Raw genomic sequence first — 16,374 nt, 5'->3', positions numbered from 1 at the left:
AATAGAACTATGAAACAACTACTCAACAGGCTCATTAACCAAGAAAGCATCTCAGCAGAAGAAGCCAAAGATGTTTTAGTTAATATATCATTAGGGAAATACAATCAAAGTCAGATTGCATCATTCCTAACCGTTTACATGATGCGTAGCATAACGCTTGAAGAACTTAGAGGTTTTAGGGATGCTTTACTAGAACTATGTATTCCTGTTAATCTAGAAGGTTATAACACCATTGATTTATGTGGCACAGGTGGAGATGGTAAAGACACCTTCAATATTTCAACACTATCTTCTTTTGTTACAGCAGGTGCTGGCGTTAAGGTTACTAAACATGGTAATTATGGAGTGTCATCTGCTTGTGGATCGTCTAATGTGATGGAATATTTAGGCATTAAATTCACCAATGATATCGACTTTCTTAAACGCAGTATAGACGAAACCGGTATTTGTGTTTTACATGCTCCATTATTTCATCCAGCAATGAAAAATGTGGCGCCTATCCGAAAAGAATTAGGAGTAAAAACCTTCTTTAACATGTTAGGACCAATGGTAAATCCAGCATTTCCTAAAAACCAAATGGTTGGTGTGTTTAATCTCGAATTATTGAGACTGTATGGTTATTTATATCAAGAAACAGATAAGAATTATGCGGTTGTACATGCTTTAGATGGTTATGATGAAATTTCATTAACTGGAAAAACGAAAGTGATATCAAACGCAACCGAAACCTTATTCGAACCTCAAGATTTGGGTGTCTCGCAAATAGAACAATCTGCTATTTTTGGTGGACATACAGTAAAAGGAGCTGCAGACCTATTTACCAAAATAATTGACGGAAAAGGAACCGAAGCACAAAATAATGTCGTTTGCGCAAATGCAGGGTTAGCAATAGCAACAGCGAAACAAATTTCACATAAAGAAGGATTTGGAATGGCTAAAGAGTCATTAGAAAGTGGAAACGCGAAAGCGAGTTTAGATAAATTGATTGAGTTGAGTAATAAATAAGTTCGCAGTAAGCAGTCCACAGTAAGCAGTTTGCTCGCTGAAGACTGAAGACTGAAGACTGAAGACTGAAAAAATGAATATCCTAGACAAAATAGTAAAAGACAAACGCAAAGAGGTTGATTTAAGAAAATCACTAATTCCGATACGTCAATTAGAACAATCCGTTTTATTTGAACGTGACACCTACTCTATGGCTCAGAACTTAAGAGCAAGCACCTCAGGCATTATAGCAGAACACAAAAGACGCTCACCTTCAAAATCTGTCATAAACCAAAGCTTAAATGTACAAGACGTTGCTCGTGGTTATGAAAACGCAGGTGTTTGTGGTATGTCCGTTTTAACCGATGGAAAATACTTTGGTGGCTCTTTAGACGATTTACTAGTAGCAAGAGCGAGTTGTAATCTCCCACTTTTAAGAAAAGAATTTATCATTGATGATTATCAAGTTTTAGAAGCTAAAAGTTACGGAGCTGATGTTATTTTATTAATCGCAGCTATTTTGACTAGGAAAGAGATTATACAATTTTCAAAACTGGCAAAAAGTCTTGATTTAGATGTTTTACTCGAAGTCCATAACGAAGAAGAATTGCAAAAGTCTATAATGCCTTCATTGGATATGTTAGGTGTTAATAATAGGAATCTTAAAACCTTTGAAGTGAGTCTAGAAACTTCAAAATTATTAAGTGAGCAAATTCCTAATGACTTTGTAAAAGTTTCAGAAAGTGGCATCAGTTCAGTAGAAGCTATTAAAGAATTACAACCTTATGGTTATAAAGGCTTTTTAATAGGCGAGAATTTTATGAAGACTGATAATCCAGGGGAAAGTGCAAAAACGTTTATAAACAAATTGAATAAATAACTGTCATTCCTGCGAAGGCAGGAATCCACAATAAAGATAAAAGTAAATAGATTCCTGCCTTCGCAGGAATGACAAAAAAAAAGAAGTGTGGTGAGATTCCCGCTTTCGCGAGAATAAAATGAAACTAAAAGTCTGCGGCATGAAATATAATACTGCTGAAGTTGCAAATCTGCAACCAGACTACTTAGGCTTTATATTCTACGAAAAATCAGCACGACATTTTAACACAAGTATTCCTGATCTATCAGATAACATAAAAAAAGTAGGTGTTTTTGTGGATGAAGACTTAGAGGTTGTTATAGAAAAAATTAATGAATTCGATCTAAAAGCCGTTCAGTTGCATGGACATGAATCACCAGAGTATTGCGCTAAACTAAAACGTCATTATGAGAAGCGAAGCGACGACGTAATCTCATCCCAAGAGGCAGATTGCCGCGACTTTCCAAAAAAGTCTCGCAATGACAGTTCAATTGAAATCATAAAAGTTTTCAGTATTAAAGACAAATTTGATTTTTCTATTCTAAAAGACTACGAAGACGTTTGTGACTATTACTTATTCGATACCAAAGGAAAATTACCTGGCGGAAACGGTTATACCTTTAATTGGAATGTCCTCACAGATTATCCATCAACAAAACCCTATTTTTTAAGTGGTGGTATAGGTATCGATGAAGTTGAAAAAATAAAAGCATTTCAAAAAAGTCCCGCTTCCAAATACTGCTATGCTTTGGATGTAAATAGCAAGTTTGAAATAGAAGCTGGTTTAAAAGATGTGGATTTATTAAAACAGTTTATAGATGATATCATCGTAAACGTTAAATCCTAACTAAAGTCTACACCCAAGATTTTATCCTTTCGTATCTTTACATAAAAAGGTAAAATGACGGTTTTAATAACAGGAGCGACAGGATTAATTGGGCAGGAAATTGTAAAACAATGTCATGCTAAAGGCATAAATGTTCACTATTTAACTACTTCAAAATCTAAGCTTAGTAAAGAAGATAACTATAAAGGTTTTTACTGGAACCCAAACAACAACGAGATAGACCACAACTGTTTTAAAGGTGTTTCCGCGATCATTAATATGGTTGGAGCTTCTATTTCTAAACGCTGGACAGATGAGTACAAAAAAGAAGTCTTAGAAAGCCGAACTAAAACAGCAACGCTTTTACAAAACACTATTAAAACCCATAATTATAAAATAGACCACGTCGTTTCGGCAAGTGCTATTGGTATTTACCCAACAAGTTTAGTCAATTACTACGAAGAAGATAATTCTGAAGTTTCAGAATCCTTTTTAGGCAAAGTAGTGAACGAATGGGAAGACGCAGTTGATGGCTTTAAAGCCTTGGGCTGTAAAGTTGCAAAAATTAGAATTGGTTTGGTTTTAGCTCAAGATGGAGGTGCATTACCAGAAATTGTGAAACCTATTAAACTTGGTGCAGGAGCAGCTTTTGGAAGTGGCAAACAATGGCAAAGCTGGATTCATGTTGAAGATCTAGCAGCACTTTTTGTATTTGCCTTGCAAAACAAGTTTGAAGGTATCTATAATGGCGTAGCGCCAAATGCAGTAAGCAATAAAGAATTAACTAAAGCAGCAGCACGTGTTTTAAGCCGTCCGTTAATTTTACCGAATATTCCAAAGTTTGCTATGAAACTGGCTTTGGGTGAAATGCACATGCTTTTATTTGAAAGCCAACGTGTCAGTTCTCAAAAAATTGAAACTGAAGGGTTTAATTTTAAGTTTGCTAATTTGAAACCTGCTTTAGAGGATTTGTTGGGATAAATCAAATCTAATGCTCAATCTAACTTTTCTTTAGAGCTAAGTGAATTTTCCGACCTTCTTTTACAATGATGTCAACGGATTCTTCAATATCTTTTTTTGTCGTTCTAAAGTTAACTATACATGCTCTCATACAATATTGTTCCTCGACTATGGCATTAGATAAAAAGAGTTCACCACCTGCTTGTAATGTATTGACTAATGATTCGTTAAGCGTATTTAAATATTCTGTTCTTTTTTCACCTTTCAGTTCGAGATGTTCAGGGATATACCTAAGTGTAGTAATACTCAAATTTTGAGTTATAGACTCTAGTTCAAGATGGTTTTTTGCTAATTCAGCGAAGTATTTAGATAACTCAATATCTTCTTTTATGAGCTTTACATATCCCTCACTTCCTATTTGTTGTAATGCTAGCCACACTTTTAAAGCTCTAAATCCGCGAGAATTCTGAAGTCCGTATTCGAAGTAATTTAGAGAACCTCCTTCTTCGGTTAAACTGAAATTATAATATTCGGGATGTGAGCTGTAAGTATCAATCAAATGTTTTGGGTTTTTCACCAAAGTACATCCCGCTTCCAATGGACTGTACAACCATTTATGTGGATCTAAAGCAATAGAATCAGCATCTTCAACACCTTTAAACAGCTCCTTTAATTCAGGGATAATTGCAGCAGGAATTCCGTAAGCACCATCTATATGAAACCATAAATCGTGTGTTTTACAAATAGTAGCAATAGCTTCTAGATTATCCACAATACCAGTACTTACATCTCCTGCAGTACCAACAACTATAAATGGTTGATGCCCTTGTTCTAAATCTTCTTTTATAGTTTGCTCTAAACTATTAATATTCATTTTATTTGATGAATCTGTTTCAATCCAACGAATTGAATTACTGCCATGACCAAATAAAATTGCCGCTTTGTCAATCCAAGTATGTGTAGATTTTGAACAGTAACTTATTAGCTGTTTAGAATTATTAGAAAGCCCATTTTCTTTAATATTTTTAGGCGCTTTTGCAGTTCTTGCTGCTAAAAATGCCGTAAAATTTGCCATGTTGCCTCCACTCACTAAAACGCCTCCATAGCTTGGTGAGACACCAATAAATTCTGCTAACCATTTAATGGTTTGCTTTTCTATTTCTGTTGCCATCGGACTTAGTATTTGGCCACCAACATTTGGATTTACCGAAGCCGCTAACAGATCTGCTAACGCTCCAATTGGTGCAGCAGATGATGTTATAAAGCCAAAGAATTTAGAATGACCATTAAACAGTGAATTATCAAATAATAATTTTGAAGTCGATGCTAATAACTGGTCTGCTGGCACTCCTTGTTTTGGTAATGATAAATCACCTAATAGGTTTTGTAATTCTTTTGGAGATTTAGATGTTGTGACTGGTTGTTCAGAAATCGTATCAAGAAAATCTGAAATAGTGTCAATGAGTTCATAGCCCATTTTTCGAAATACAGCCTTGTTAATTTCAATTGAATTTTTACGTTTGCTCATCCTTCTATAATTTCATAATCAATACTGAGTTTGCGTAAGGCTCTTAAAGCAGAACCTGAGTTTTTATCGTTTACCTCAATATCTACTGCGTCGCCTTCTAAAAGTATATCTGTAAGTTCATTAGCCAATGATGTATTTATGGATATTGAAATCTCCACAATACATTTGGCTATGGCTCTTTTATCTGGTCGCTGCGCATCGCAGGATAATAAGTTAAGTTTCATAAAGCTAGTTTATTACTGCAAGATACGAGAGTTGGCGTGCTTGTTTGGAATAAAGTCAGGTTAATTATGCTCTAATAAGCTAACTTATACTAATGTTATTGTATTCTGACAGATTATTTTTTTGTTCCTTCTAACATTTTCTGCAATTCCGAATTTATTTTTAGGTCAACAATATCAGTTAATTGCCCACTTAAAAAATCATATTTCTTTAGTAAAGTCGGTTCATTATACTTTTCATATTGTCCATCATTATTTTTATCTATTCCAAATTCGATAATCAAATCTTTGCTATTATTTACAAATTTATAATCGTGAACATCCATACCTTCAATTCCAACTTTCTCAATTTTATCTTGGCTAAATGAATAGATATAAATTGACTTAAAATCATTTAGGTTTATTACACCATCTTTGTATGTATCCTTTTCAGAAGCCATGATCAGTAATAGAATCTCACTGTCAAAATACTCCGTGTAGATGTCGTTAAAATTTATACGCTTATCAAATAGCTTTTTGTTTGTGCCAGCTTTTGGATTATAAATAATCACATTGTTAAAAGCTCCATAAAATCCTCTAGAATATCTTTTGTCTGGCTTTTCATAAAATTCCTCTGCACCAGAATATGCATTTAGAAGCCCACTAATATCCTCTTTTTCATTTAGGGTTTTATGCGAAACAGGAATAATATAAATTGAATTTAACGTATCTATTAGTTTGGGAGTTTCATAAGAGATGACTTGTTCTCGCTTATTCTCCTTTTGCAGCGCTTCAATTTTTTCTTCTGATAATATGCCCGTTTCAATGTCGTCATGGTTAAATCTATTATAATCTTGTATTGAAAGTATAATAAATGCTATTAAACCAACCATTAAAAACAGTACAGCAACGGTCCCTAAAACCGCTAATAACTTTTGATTGTATTTTTCTATTTTCATCTCTAATAATTAATTTTAAACAGCTTTAGTTTATAATCGTTTCATAACTTCATACTCTGCCTTTAACATAAGAAGATAAATTTTTTGATTTCTTGGGATTTCCATATTCAAAGCAAAATAAGTTTCAAGGAGTTCTAAAGCTTTTCCTGCCTTCTCAACCTCATTATTCATTAAATAGTGTTGTATCTGATAAATCTTTGCAAAATAATAATCAGGACCTTCATCTTCCGCATTTAATATCTCGTCAATTAAGGGTTTGATTTTATCATCGTTCTCCGCATTATCATCAAATAAATAATACTTAATGATATCCGATTTTCGATCCGATTCTAACTTCAGTTTTTCTGTTTCAGCAGAAAACACATCTTTTCTATATACCAAACGATCATCTTTAAGATAATACCAGCGTGCTAACTGATCTTTTGGGTCTGGTTTCTCTTCAAATTGACGTGTTGAATTGCTAAAATTAGTAAACATGATAAAGATATTTCCTGCTTTTGGGCTATCTTGAACATAGTAAAGCAACTTTGCTGCTGCTGGTTTTACGTCTTTATGAGTAACCAGAACATTCTCTTTAAAAGTCACACCTTCATAAACATCCTTAACAATGGTTGCCATTTCATCATAATCTAAATTATGATATAATTCGGTCATAAAAAATGAATCTGGACAAACATGATGCACAAATGAGTACTTGTTTAGACCTAACTCATGCTCAGACGTTTTATTTTCTCTAGTAATTTCGAATTTCTCTTGAGCATTCGATATCATTGAAAGCATTGCTATTAGTATAAGTGTAGTAACTTTTCTTATCATGGGTTCTTGAATTGTAGTTATGAGTTATAGTACTTATTACAGATGAGCGTCAGCGAAGGACGATTAATCTTCAATATAAATTAAAATGTCGTTACTCAGATCGTTGTATTTTTTCTACTTTCTTAATAAAGTATTTGGTATCACCTAACCAGAAAAGGCTTTGATAGCGTTCAATATAGGTAAGTTTCACAAATGTCCCTTGAAGATTTTGAAGTTCATCTATAACCTCTTGGTCACCTTTTTCGACAGAAAAATTAAACTGCAACTCCTCTGATACACCCTGACTCAATTTCCCTTCCCATGTTTTAAAAATCACCCCTTTTTTACTGAATTTAACTAAATCACCAGATCGAACTCCTTCGCTATATGTTACGAAGTAAGCAAAACATAGGTAAGCCACAAAAATAAGTAAGACACCAATAAATATTTTGAATAAGAATTTCATTATCAATTAAATTGAAAGTTGATTCAAATTTAAACTATTTTAAGGATAAAATTGTTATTGTAAATTCAAGGAAGTTCAACTCAGAATTTTACTAGGTTTTTCTAAAACTGCTGGCGCTTGTCTGTTACGAATGCCGTTAAGGATTTAAATTCTAATTGTTTTGCTTACTGTTACGCGCACTCGTTACAAACGAGCGCCAGCGAGGGGCTAACAGATTTTGCGTAAGGTTAGTTGCGTGGTTAAGCAACTAAGTTAACAAACAAATCACAGATAGAAAATTCCAGCGGAATTTTCGTGAGTCGGCAGTGACCTAGCAATTAATTATACACGGTGTTGCCATTAGTACTTTTATTTCCATTTCCAATTCAGTTCGTCAACATATTCAGCTCCTAATTCAGTCACACATTTTTTAAATTCCGTTTGATTTTCAATCGAGTGTTTCGGTACAATCAGAAGATAAATCAGTTGTCAGTTTAATGAAGAAATGATCTTTCGTTTCTATTAGTTCTTTGAGTTCAGTCCCGATTATTTTACTTTCAGATGTAAAGTCTTTGGCATTCACGGAATTTTCATCAAAGTCAATTTCAACAGGTTTGTTAATCCGATTTATATAATTTTCCTCAACGTGTTTTTTGAAATGTCTTTCGTATCTTGATTTAGAATATTTGGGATAGAATAAAAACCATAAAATTGCTAAAATTCCTGAAATGATTATTCCAGCATAATTTTCATCCTTTTTTATTGTGTAGAGTCCATATAATATTATTACAATTGGACCTATAAATCTATTATTCCTGCGTCTCTTTTTATGTGATTCAGATTTTGAAGATGTATATAGCTGATACTCTAAAAAATCCGAGTTAGTAAGTTGATAGTTTAATTTCATTTAGGTATTAATGGCAACGTGTTTGTGTATGGTTAGTTGCGTGGTTAAGCAACTAAGTTAGCAAACAAATCATAGATAGAAAATTCCGAAGGAATTTTCCAAATAAGCACTTGCCAAAGCAATTAATTATACACGGTGTTACCCATAGTTATTTCTGTTCATTTAACCATTCAATTGCTCGACTTACTCCTTTGTCTTTGTTTATTTCTGCTTTTGGCTCAAACTCAATAATTTCATCAACATCAACATATTGGTTGTATAGATTATTCTCACGATCTTTATAATAACTAACAGATATTGACATTGCAGTTAAACTGTCTATTTGTTTCCAATCGGTTGCAGTTATCATTCCCATTGTAATATTCCCGAAAAATTTTGTTTTTACACGCTTTTTTAAAATAACAGCTAAAGCTTCTCCAGAACTAGCGGTATAAACACTTGTTAGAACTGCAACCTTCTGTTTGTCTGTAATTGGACATTTATTTTCTAATGCAACTGTTTGTTCATCATAAAAAAAATCTCCATTTTTAATTTGCCAAACAGAACTTTCTTGTATTGTAACACCTTTTGTACCACCAACAATTCCATCTCCGATAATATTTGATATTCCTTCAACCATTGGAAACATATTTCCACCTCCATTATATCTTAAATCAATAATCCATTTTTTAGCACCTTTTTGAATTAACTCACAAATAGAATTTTGGATTTCGGATGACATTTTTTCATTATCTCCAACTGGGAGTCCAACAATTCTTACATAACCAATATCGTTCTCAATAATTGAAGCCTTGAATTCATAGACTTGACCTGATTGAATTTCATTGTAAATGGCTATATCTATATTTTTCTGATGTTCCTTTATTTCTCCATTATAATACGATAAAACTTGATTATTGTAAAAAACACGCCCGTGAGTATCATTCAACTTTTTCAACATTAAATTAAGAGCAGGTTTTAATTGAGAAACAGAATCAGCGTTTTTAACCAAAGCATACATTTCTTTTTTGAGAGAAGTCCAATCTACATTTTTTCGATAGAGAGAATTATTTTCTGCATGTTCAATTATTTTATCGAGAGTCAATTCGGTTTCTGATTTTTGTGCACAAGAAGTGAATGAATTTGAAATCAGAAAGAATACTAAAATGTATTTCCAAGGTTTTTTCATAATGGTGGGTAACTATGTTTTGTTACAACAAAGATGTATATTTATTAGTGTTAAAACACAATATAGGAGATGTTTAACGTCCAATATACTGTATGTTGGACGTTTTATTTTTTATTGTAATGTTGTTTTTTGTACGTAGAAGGAGTTACGCCAATCATTTTTTTAAAGATAGCATTGAAAGAGGATTTTGAGCTGAAACCCGCATTTTCAGCTAACGTTACAATTTTATATTTTTTGGAATCAGGAGAAATTAATAGCTCTTTTATTTTTTCGATGCGATGAAAATTTAAGAATTCAGAAAAATTCATTTGATGTATCTCATTAATATATTTTGAGAGTTCTCTAGGCGAAATTTCTATTATCAAAGCCAATTGTTCTAATGTTAAACTTGGGTTTTTATAAACTTCGTTCTCATGGATTACTATATTTAATTTCTCAGAAATCTCTTTTTCTTTAATCTCTTTTTTAAATGTATTTTCGATTTTAAAAACATTGAACAATTGTTTTGGTTTTGTAAAACCTATAATGCCAATCCAGTAAATAAATGCAACGTTAATAATTAAGATAGGATATAAGAATTGAAATGTTTCTTGACCATTATGGATTATTAAATCTATTGAAAAAAGTAAAACAGCTATAATATGTATAATTATAAATAGAATAATAAAACCCATTAACCAACCAATAGTTTTTATTGTTTTTGGTTGATTGCTAATGACTCTTTTTTTCTTAACTAAGAACATAAAAGCTAATATTCCAAGAATTATAGTATATAATAAATATGCGACTTCTTGAATTCTAAAATAATTTGAATCAACTATATCTTGTGTTATTCTATAACTATTCTCACTAACGGAGATAATAAACCAATATAATCTTACACATCCATATAATAAGGCTGGAATAAATAAGAACCATTCCTTTTTATAAGATGGATTCTCATTTCTATCAACTAACTGACTTTTAATGTAAAAGTAGAATGCTGGTCCAATTAGCCATTTATAAGGAAAAGGGAATAAGTGCAATGGCCTATAATATTGAAATAAGTTTAAATCTAGAAAAGCATAAATCATGTTTAAAAAAGCTAAACTGAATAAGAACAAAATAAACATAAAAACCGATACTTTATTTATTTCCTTTCTATTGTAAATTGATATGCATAATACATACCCTTGTATCGCTCCAAAAAGTATTATAATGTTTAAAAAATTATAGTTTAAATCCATGTTTTTTACTAGGCTTATAAATAAAATATGATCAATTATTCTATCTCATAAAGTTCTTTGTAAAGATTTACTAGGATAAAACAATATCAATTTTATTTTTAAACATAATTAATGTTTAGTTTAGATTTTGTACAGGATAGGTCAGCATTGTGGGTAACGGTCTAGTCTATGATTTCGTTGCGTGTTTAAGCATTAAAGTTAGCAAATAAATCACAGATAGAAAGTCCGCGAGGACTTTCGTAAATAGACTAGAACTAGCAATGAATTATACACGATGTTACCTGTAGTTTTTATTCTGCTGTTTTTTTTAATATTCCAGCTAAATCTGATTCAATACCACCATTATATTTTATTCCACTGGCATTTTTATCTGTTAAGAGTTGATAAAATTCGCAAGCACTTAGGAAAGAACCGTAAACTGAAGGATGAAATGAATCATCAAATAATTCAATTTCAGGATGCTCTTTGCGAATATTTAAGAATAGATTAGTGTGATTTGACCTTTCAATTTTATTATTATCTGCTAATTCTTGATATACTGAATTAATAATATCATTGTGCTGTTCCAAATTTTCTATGTTTTCAGAACAATATTCTTCTTCTTTCTCTAATGTCAGGTCAATTAACATACCTGGATAACAATATTCTAATGGATATTCACTTTTTGAAGCCCAAGTACTGAATAAAATATATCTGCAATTTGGATTATTTACAAATGCTTTAATTTTTTTTATTGCAGAGTCAACTTTATAATTTCTTAATTCAGGTATCATCACTCTTACAGTTCCCTCTTGTAAAATAATAACATCCCATTTTCTTTCAGACAATTTTATTTCGGTTTCTGTGACCTCTGTATCCTTTTTCTTTCGAACATTAATACTTTCTGCATCTCTTGATATAATTGTTTTTTCAAGGTGGTCGAGAAGAAACATACCGGGAAAAGTACTTTGATGAATTTGGATATTTGGATTTGTTTCATTGAGCATTGTTTGAACCATTTGTGGCATTTCGTGGTAAAAAGTAAAGCTATTTCCAACGAAAAGAACGTTAAGTTTTTCAGTTGACTTTTGATTTTGAGATTTACAACTGATAATTGTAAAGGCTATAATGATTAGAAGGATGTTTTTCATAAATTACAGGTAACGTGTTTGTGTTTGATTTCGTTGCGTGTTTCAGTAACTAATTTAGCAAATACAAACCGAATAGAAAGACCGCGAGGACTTTCGTAGATAGGCTTTAACTAGCAATGAATTATACACGGTGTTCTCTACAGGTTTTTTACCAATAACCTGCGTATACTTTTAAACAGCCTCTATTGTCTCCTAAACCTCGAGCCTGCCAATCGTTAACCATTCCATAAACTCGAATCAAGCCATTAGAAACACCAATCCATATATCATTTAAATTACCAAACTCATCTCTTGTAAATTCATAATAATTTACTTGTCCACTTGAAACAGTTTGAACTGCAACAATCAATGCCATAGCATTTTTATATGGAAATGGATGGCGACCATCTCGATGCTTTATTCCAACTATATCGAATTTTTTATTGTCTGAATACCAATAACCAGCTTGACTTCCGTCCATAAAGAAATTACTTTGATTTCTAAATTCAGTTATTTTTTGCCAACCTTTTACATTTGCGCAAACTTGAAAATATCCTTTTTGTTCAATTTGGATTTCCCCTTTTGTTACTTTAAGAATTGAGTCCAATTCAAAACTAATTTTTTCTGAAACATCAGTAATTTCTTTTGCAGAATCCTTTTCAATATTTGGATTAATATCGGAAGGTTTAATGCTTTTGCAAGAAGCGATTGAAATCGCAATTAATAAATAAAATAATTTTTTCATAATTATAAATTTTGGTTAGTGTTTTGTTAAAACTTGTAGAGAACTTGTTATATAATAACTTTTGTTTGTTTTATCCCAAAATATTTAAGGGATAACACAACTTTTTAGTTTCTTTTATAAGTTATAAAGCTAAACAATAACATCAAGAAATCTATACGTAGAACTACGTATATTTCAAAAAAAAATAAGATTAGAATTTTAGGACTACAAAATAGACTTAGGTAAAATCTTACGTGTCCAGGTTTTTAAACGCTTGTAGTTATCCACCTCAGCATCTGGGTTAAAATCTAAAGTGGTTTCCCAAGAGTTTCCGGGTAGAAACTCTATCTCCATACCTTCTAAAACCCCTTTGGTGACCTGTTCTGAGTTTACAACCACAATACATTCTGTATTTAAATTAGCACTTCTTGGATCGAGGTTAAAGGTACCAATGACTGTTATTTTATCATCTATAACCATAGACTTTGAGTGCAAGCCAAATATGGGTTTATGCTCTAATTGTTCTTGTAATTCACCAGTCATTATTCTAGTACGCTCTTCTGCATCTGGTCTAAACTCAAAGATTCTTACTCCTGTTTCTAATAATGTTTTTCTGTCTTTTTGATAACCGCTAAAGGCTTCTACATTATCTGTGGACGCTAAACTATTGGTAAGTATTCTAATCTTTACTCCACGATCTACAGCGTCTTTAAATAGGTTTTGAGATAACTCGGTGGTAATTAAATAAGGGGTTTGTATCTCAATCGAGGACTTGGCATTTTTAACCAAATCAACTAAGGCAGTCGTTGAGATGCCTCCTCCACCTAAACCATCTTCTCCATCATTTTTACCGGGATCATCTGAGATGAATTCAACATCATCTAACCATACTAATCTACCTGAGGCTTTTATGATTTCAAAAGTTTCTGGTAATGCAGCGATACGTTCTCTTACTTGTGGCCAAAAATTTGCTGGATTACAAGCATATTCATGCAGTTTTTCAAACTTATTTTCGTCATCTGCATGTTTAGGGTCTTCATCAACGACGGTATTTACATCTACACTGAGTTCACTATTCCAAAACTGATTAAAAGACGTGCTTACGGTTTCAGACGTTTTTCCTAATAATAGAATGTCTCTATCTCTAAAATTATACTCGTGGTCGTAGTCAAAATATTCGTCTGCGATATTACGCCCTCCTGTAATGACCACTTTACCATCCACAATAAAAGTCTTGTTGTGCATACGTTGATTAGCAGCTCTAAAATCGGTAGCAAACTTTTGTATTTTGTCTAAGATGTTTTTCCCGAGATTAACACCAGGATTATAAATTTTTACGGTAATATTCTCGTGAGAGGCAAAGGTTAATATGTCTTGTATATCTGCATCGACCATAATATCATCGACTAGAATACGCACTTTTACTCCACGATCTGCTGCTCTTACCAAATAATCACAAGCAATTAGTCCGACGTTGTCTGTAGAGAAAATAAAATATTGAATATCTATGGTCTCTTCAGCATTTTCGGTGAGCCATGCTCTAGCCACCATAGAACCACTACCATCTTCTAAAACGTAAACACCTGTCTTGGTGGTCATTTGTTCTGCAATGTCTTCTAATTCTTTTGATAATGACATACTATCGTCTCTATGTATTTTGGAGCAAAAATCGGTTTCTAAAATGACCTCAGGCTCATCTTTGCAACCTATTAGTACAAACAAAATTATGATAAAAAAACCTGTAAATTTAAAAATTGGTTGAGTCGAATTCATCAGGTACTTTTTTGTGCGTCTTTTAAGAATTTAATAGTCCAACCTAGTTGGCCTAAATGATAAATATCATGATGTACCATACCATTTAAAACAAAGGCATAGTCATAATAGTCTTTAAAATCTGTATCATAATATGTTACCGAAAGGAAATCATCGTCTTTTGCGTTGAGTAAATCAATGAGCATTAATAGGCTATTATCGTATTCAGATTTTAAGGTCTCCCAACCAATCGCTTTAAGCTTATCATTAGGAAGCCAATTCTCCTCACAATCATCTGTTTTACTTCCTTTTCCTGTTTCGATTTTTAAGATACATTCTTTTCGCCATAATGTAAGGTGCGAAATGAGTTCTGCAATACTATGCATATGCTCGTGAGGTCGTGTAAAAACAAGTTCAGGGTCGATATGTTTCAATTTACTATTATAGCTACTTCCAATCCAGAGTTTACCAGATTGAATATCCTGTAATTGACGAATAATATTCTGAATTAAGTCATTCATTTTAATTCACTCTTATGAATCTCCTTTGGTCTTAGAAAAACACCATAAAATTATCTCAGATAGACATTGGTCACTAAACGTTCAACTGTCGGATGATCATTTCCACCAGCAGGTTCTATGGTAATATTAAGCGATTCGGCATCATCGATATAGGCCATGGTCATAATCGTTTTATCTTTAGAGATCACTCCCATATCAATCATAACTCCCTCTACATCTGCCCACATTTGGTAGTCGTGCTCAGCATCTAATTTTGGTAAACGTTCTGTATTAATAATCACCGACTTTGATTGATGATTGACATAGCTCACCACTTTCGCCTCTGGTAAAGACGCATTACCTTTTAAAATGTATTGTTCTGTATCTGGATTTACAATAGCGTTGAACGATGCATTATTCTCTTTTAGCTTTACATTTAAAACTTCGATCGTTGAGTTGAGCTCTGTATTGTTCATTTCAACAATATGCAATTGTTCTTTTACATCATTGAGCTGCGAGTACATCCAAAAACTACCAACCATTAATAGCGCAGCAACACTTGCAGCTATGCCCAAATAAAATTTAGTATTGCTCTTTTTATTTAGCGTCACTACTTTAGGAGCGTTCGTTTTTGAGGTTTTAATGTGTTCTAATAATTCTGACTTTACTGCAGCTGGAGGCATAATGGCATTTTCTAAGCCGATTGTTTCAAAATCTTGTTCTAAGGTATCGAAATGTGCTTTCAGTTCAGCATCAGATGCCAATATTTGCTCAATCTGATCGCATTCGTTTGCGTTGAGTTCTCCGAGCAAATATTGCTCTAATAATCCATCTTCTAACAGCGTCTTCTTATCCATCATCATAGCGCATTTAGTATTAGTAATATGAGACTTAAGGTCTTGGAATAGGTGTCTCTAACCTGCTTTAAGGCTTGGCGCACGTAAGATTTAAACGTACCTAAAGGCACATCCATTTCTAAATGTGCTTCTCTGTGCGTTAATCCTTTAAAGTAAACGAGCTCTATGGCTTCTTTGTGGTGATCTTCTAATTTTTTTACCGCTCCATTGAGTTCTAAATACTCTGAATCTATACTAATAGCATCTTCTTTATTAGTATGTACACTAAAATCATCCGTTTGGATGAGCGGATCTGTTTTTCTGAGCACATTTAACGTTTTGTTTTTTGCAATGCGGTACACCCAAGTGTAAAAACGGCCTTTATCAGCATCGTATTTTTCGGCTTTATCCCAAACCGTCATAAAGGTGTCTTGTAAAAGATTTTGTGCTTTGCCTTCATCGCGAATCATTTTAATAATGACTCCATATATAGCACCAGAATACTTATCGTATAAAACTGACAGCGCACGCTCATCCCTGTTTTTTAATTGTTGAATAAGTGCGTTATCGTTTTGCATTAATGTTAAAGATTTCCT

18 protein-coding genes are annotated in these 16,374 nt (G+C 32.7%); 4 read left to right on the top strand and 14 right to left on the bottom strand.

Annotation, left to right across the window (positions count from 1 at the left end; translation table 11 throughout):
* Positions 1-9: 9 nt before the first annotated feature.
* The 4 genes from trpD to SJY34_RS15760 all read left to right on the top strand — a co-directional run bounded on the left by trpD (position 10) and on the right by SJY34_RS15760 (position 3,650).
* Positions 10-1,005, top strand: a complete 996-nt coding sequence (gene trpD, locus SJY34_RS15775) for an anthranilate phosphoribosyltransferase (RefSeq protein WP_400077307.1) — start codon at positions 10-12, stop codon at positions 1,003-1,005.
* A gap of 73 nt (positions 1,006-1,078) precedes the next feature.
* Positions 1,079-1,864 carry an indole-3-glycerol phosphate synthase TrpC gene (gene trpC, locus SJY34_RS15770; RefSeq protein WP_400077305.1) on the top strand — a complete coding sequence of 262 codons (786 nt, stop codon included), beginning with the start codon at positions 1,079-1,081 and terminating at the stop codon, positions 1,862-1,864.
* Positions 1,865-1,982: 118 nt separating this feature from the next.
* Positions 1,983-2,690 (top strand): phosphoribosylanthranilate isomerase, encoded by a 708-nt coding sequence (locus SJY34_RS15765; protein WP_400077303.1) that lies wholly within the window; start codon positions 1,983-1,985, stop codon positions 2,688-2,690.
* 54 nt (positions 2,691-2,744) lie between these two features.
* The gene (locus tag SJY34_RS15760; protein ID WP_400077302.1) at positions 2,745-3,650 is read left to right on the top strand and encodes a TIGR01777 family oxidoreductase; all 906 of its coding nucleotides are present in this window, start codon (positions 2,745-2,747) and stop codon (positions 3,648-3,650) included.
* 19 nt (positions 3,651-3,669) lie between these two features.
* Here SJY34_RS15760 and SJY34_RS15755 read toward each other — a convergent pair whose 3' ends face one another.
* The 14 genes from SJY34_RS15755 to SJY34_RS15690 all read right to left on the bottom strand — a co-directional run bounded on the left by SJY34_RS15755 (position 3,670) and on the right by SJY34_RS15690 (position 16,356).
* Positions 3,670-5,157 (bottom strand): pyridoxal phosphate-dependent decarboxylase family protein, encoded by a 1,488-nt coding sequence (locus tag SJY34_RS15755; RefSeq protein ID WP_400077300.1) that lies wholly within the window; start codon positions 5,155-5,157, stop codon positions 3,670-3,672.
* Positions 5,154-5,381: a hypothetical protein gene (locus SJY34_RS15750; protein WP_400077298.1), complete on the bottom strand. Its 228-nt coding sequence runs from the start codon at positions 5,379-5,381 to the stop codon at positions 5,154-5,156. Before SJY34_RS15750 ends, SJY34_RS15755 begins: the two co-directional genes overlap by 4 nt.
* Positions 5,382-5,494: 113 nt before the next feature.
* A complete protein-coding gene (locus SJY34_RS15745; RefSeq protein WP_400077296.1) occupies positions 5,495-6,316 on the bottom strand; it encodes a hypothetical protein in 822 nt (273 codons plus the stop codon).
* A 30-nt stretch (positions 6,317-6,346) separates the two neighbouring features.
* A complete protein-coding gene (locus tag SJY34_RS15740) occupies positions 6,347-7,132 on the bottom strand; it encodes a hypothetical protein (RefSeq protein WP_400077294.1) in 786 nt (261 codons plus the stop codon).
* A 91-nt stretch (positions 7,133-7,223) separates the two neighbouring features.
* Positions 7,224-7,577, bottom strand: a complete 354-nt coding sequence (locus tag SJY34_RS15735; protein ID WP_400077293.1) for a 6-phosphogluconate dehydrogenase — start codon at positions 7,575-7,577, stop codon at positions 7,224-7,226.
* Positions 7,578-8,004: 427 nt separating this feature from the next.
* Positions 8,005-8,463, bottom strand: coding sequence for a hypothetical protein (locus SJY34_RS15730; protein ID WP_400077291.1), 459 nt, complete (start codon positions 8,461-8,463; stop codon positions 8,005-8,007).
* A gap of 148 nt (positions 8,464-8,611) precedes the next feature.
* Positions 8,612-9,631, bottom strand: a complete 1,020-nt coding sequence (locus SJY34_RS15725) for a S41 family peptidase (protein WP_400077289.1) — start codon at positions 9,629-9,631, stop codon at positions 8,612-8,614.
* 104 nt (positions 9,632-9,735) lie between these two features.
* Entirely contained in the window at positions 9,736-10,857 is a 1,122-nt protein-coding gene (locus SJY34_RS15720; protein ID WP_400077287.1) for a helix-turn-helix domain-containing protein, read from the bottom strand.
* A 290-nt stretch (positions 10,858-11,147) separates the two neighbouring features.
* Complete coding sequence (locus SJY34_RS15715) at positions 11,148-11,987, bottom strand: DUF4886 domain-containing protein (RefSeq protein WP_400077285.1); 840 nt, start codon at positions 11,985-11,987, stop codon at positions 11,148-11,150.
* A 148-nt stretch (positions 11,988-12,135) separates the two neighbouring features.
* Positions 12,136-12,711 carry a hypothetical protein gene (locus SJY34_RS15710; protein ID WP_400077283.1) on the bottom strand — a complete coding sequence of 192 codons (576 nt, stop codon included), beginning with the start codon at positions 12,709-12,711 and terminating at the stop codon, positions 12,136-12,138.
* A 204-nt stretch (positions 12,712-12,915) separates the two neighbouring features.
* A complete protein-coding gene (locus tag SJY34_RS15705) occupies positions 12,916-14,463 on the bottom strand; it encodes a phospholipase D family protein (RefSeq protein WP_400077281.1) in 1,548 nt (515 codons plus the stop codon).
* Entirely contained in the window at positions 14,463-14,963 is a 501-nt protein-coding gene (locus SJY34_RS15700; RefSeq protein WP_400077280.1) for a DinB family protein, read from the bottom strand. Before SJY34_RS15700 ends, SJY34_RS15705 begins: the two co-directional genes overlap by 1 nt.
* A gap of 50 nt (positions 14,964-15,013) precedes the next feature.
* Entirely contained in the window at positions 15,014-15,802 is a 789-nt protein-coding gene (locus SJY34_RS15695) for an anti-sigma factor domain-containing protein (RefSeq protein ID WP_400077278.1), read from the bottom strand.
* Positions 15,802-16,356: an RNA polymerase sigma factor gene (locus tag SJY34_RS15690; RefSeq protein WP_400077277.1), complete on the bottom strand. Its 555-nt coding sequence runs from the start codon at positions 16,354-16,356 to the stop codon at positions 15,802-15,804. Before SJY34_RS15690 ends, SJY34_RS15695 begins: the two co-directional genes overlap by 1 nt.
* Positions 16,357-16,374 lie beyond the last annotated feature (18 nt).

Source organism: Winogradskyella sp. R77965, assembly GCF_044594915.1.
Classification (GTDB): domain Bacteria; phylum Bacteroidota; class Bacteroidia; order Flavobacteriales; family Flavobacteriaceae; genus Winogradskyella.
Note: the sequence above shows the minus strand (reverse complement) of the source record. Positions and strands in the feature narration are given on the sequence as shown.

Excerpts from the sequence above, each read along its gene's own strand:
- trpD (WP_400077307.1), top strand. The coding sequence starts at position 10 with ATGAAACAACTACTCAACAGGCTCATTAACCAAGAAAGCATCTCAGCA.
- trpC (WP_400077305.1), top strand. The coding sequence starts at position 1,079 with ATGAATATCCTAGACAAAATAGTAAAAGACAAACGCAAAGAGGTTGAT.
- SJY34_RS15765 (WP_400077303.1), top strand. The coding sequence starts at position 1,983 with ATGAAACTAAAAGTCTGCGGCATGAAATATAATACTGCTGAAGTTGCA.
- SJY34_RS15760 (WP_400077302.1), top strand. The coding sequence starts at position 2,745 with ATGACGGTTTTAATAACAGGAGCGACAGGATTAATTGGGCAGGAAATT.
- SJY34_RS15755 (WP_400077300.1), bottom strand. The coding sequence starts at position 5,157 with ATGAGCAAACGTAAAAATTCAATTGAAATTAACAAGGCTGTATTTCGA.
- SJY34_RS15750 (WP_400077298.1), bottom strand. The coding sequence starts at position 5,381 with ATGAAACTTAACTTATTATCCTGCGATGCGCAGCGACCAGATAAAAGA.
- SJY34_RS15745 (WP_400077296.1), bottom strand. The coding sequence starts at position 6,316 with ATGAAAATAGAAAAATACAATCAAAAGTTATTAGCGGTTTTAGGGACC.
- SJY34_RS15740 (WP_400077294.1), bottom strand. The coding sequence starts at position 7,132 with ATGATAAGAAAAGTTACTACACTTATACTAATAGCAATGCTTTCAATG.
- SJY34_RS15735 (WP_400077293.1), bottom strand. The coding sequence starts at position 7,577 with ATGAAATTCTTATTCAAAATATTTATTGGTGTCTTACTTATTTTTGTG.
- SJY34_RS15730 (WP_400077291.1), bottom strand. The coding sequence starts at position 8,463 with ATGAAATTAAACTATCAACTTACTAACTCGGATTTTTTAGAGTATCAG.
- SJY34_RS15725 (WP_400077289.1), bottom strand. The coding sequence starts at position 9,631 with ATGAAAAAACCTTGGAAATACATTTTAGTATTCTTTCTGATTTCAAAT.
- SJY34_RS15720 (WP_400077287.1), bottom strand. The coding sequence starts at position 10,857 with ATGGATTTAAACTATAATTTTTTAAACATTATAATACTTTTTGGAGCG.
- SJY34_RS15715 (WP_400077285.1), bottom strand. The coding sequence starts at position 11,987 with ATGAAAAACATCCTTCTAATCATTATAGCCTTTACAATTATCAGTTGT.
- SJY34_RS15710 (WP_400077283.1), bottom strand. The coding sequence starts at position 12,711 with ATGAAAAAATTATTTTATTTATTAATTGCGATTTCAATCGCTTCTTGC.
- SJY34_RS15705 (WP_400077281.1), bottom strand. The coding sequence starts at position 14,463 with ATGAATTCGACTCAACCAATTTTTAAATTTACAGGTTTTTTTATCATA.
- SJY34_RS15700 (WP_400077280.1), bottom strand. The coding sequence starts at position 14,963 with ATGAATGACTTAATTCAGAATATTATTCGTCAATTACAGGATATTCAA.
- SJY34_RS15695 (WP_400077278.1), bottom strand. The coding sequence starts at position 15,802 with ATGATGGATAAGAAGACGCTGTTAGAAGATGGATTATTAGAGCAATAT.
- SJY34_RS15690 (WP_400077277.1), bottom strand. The coding sequence starts at position 16,356 with ATGCAAAACGATAACGCACTTATTCAACAATTAAAAAACAGGGATGAG.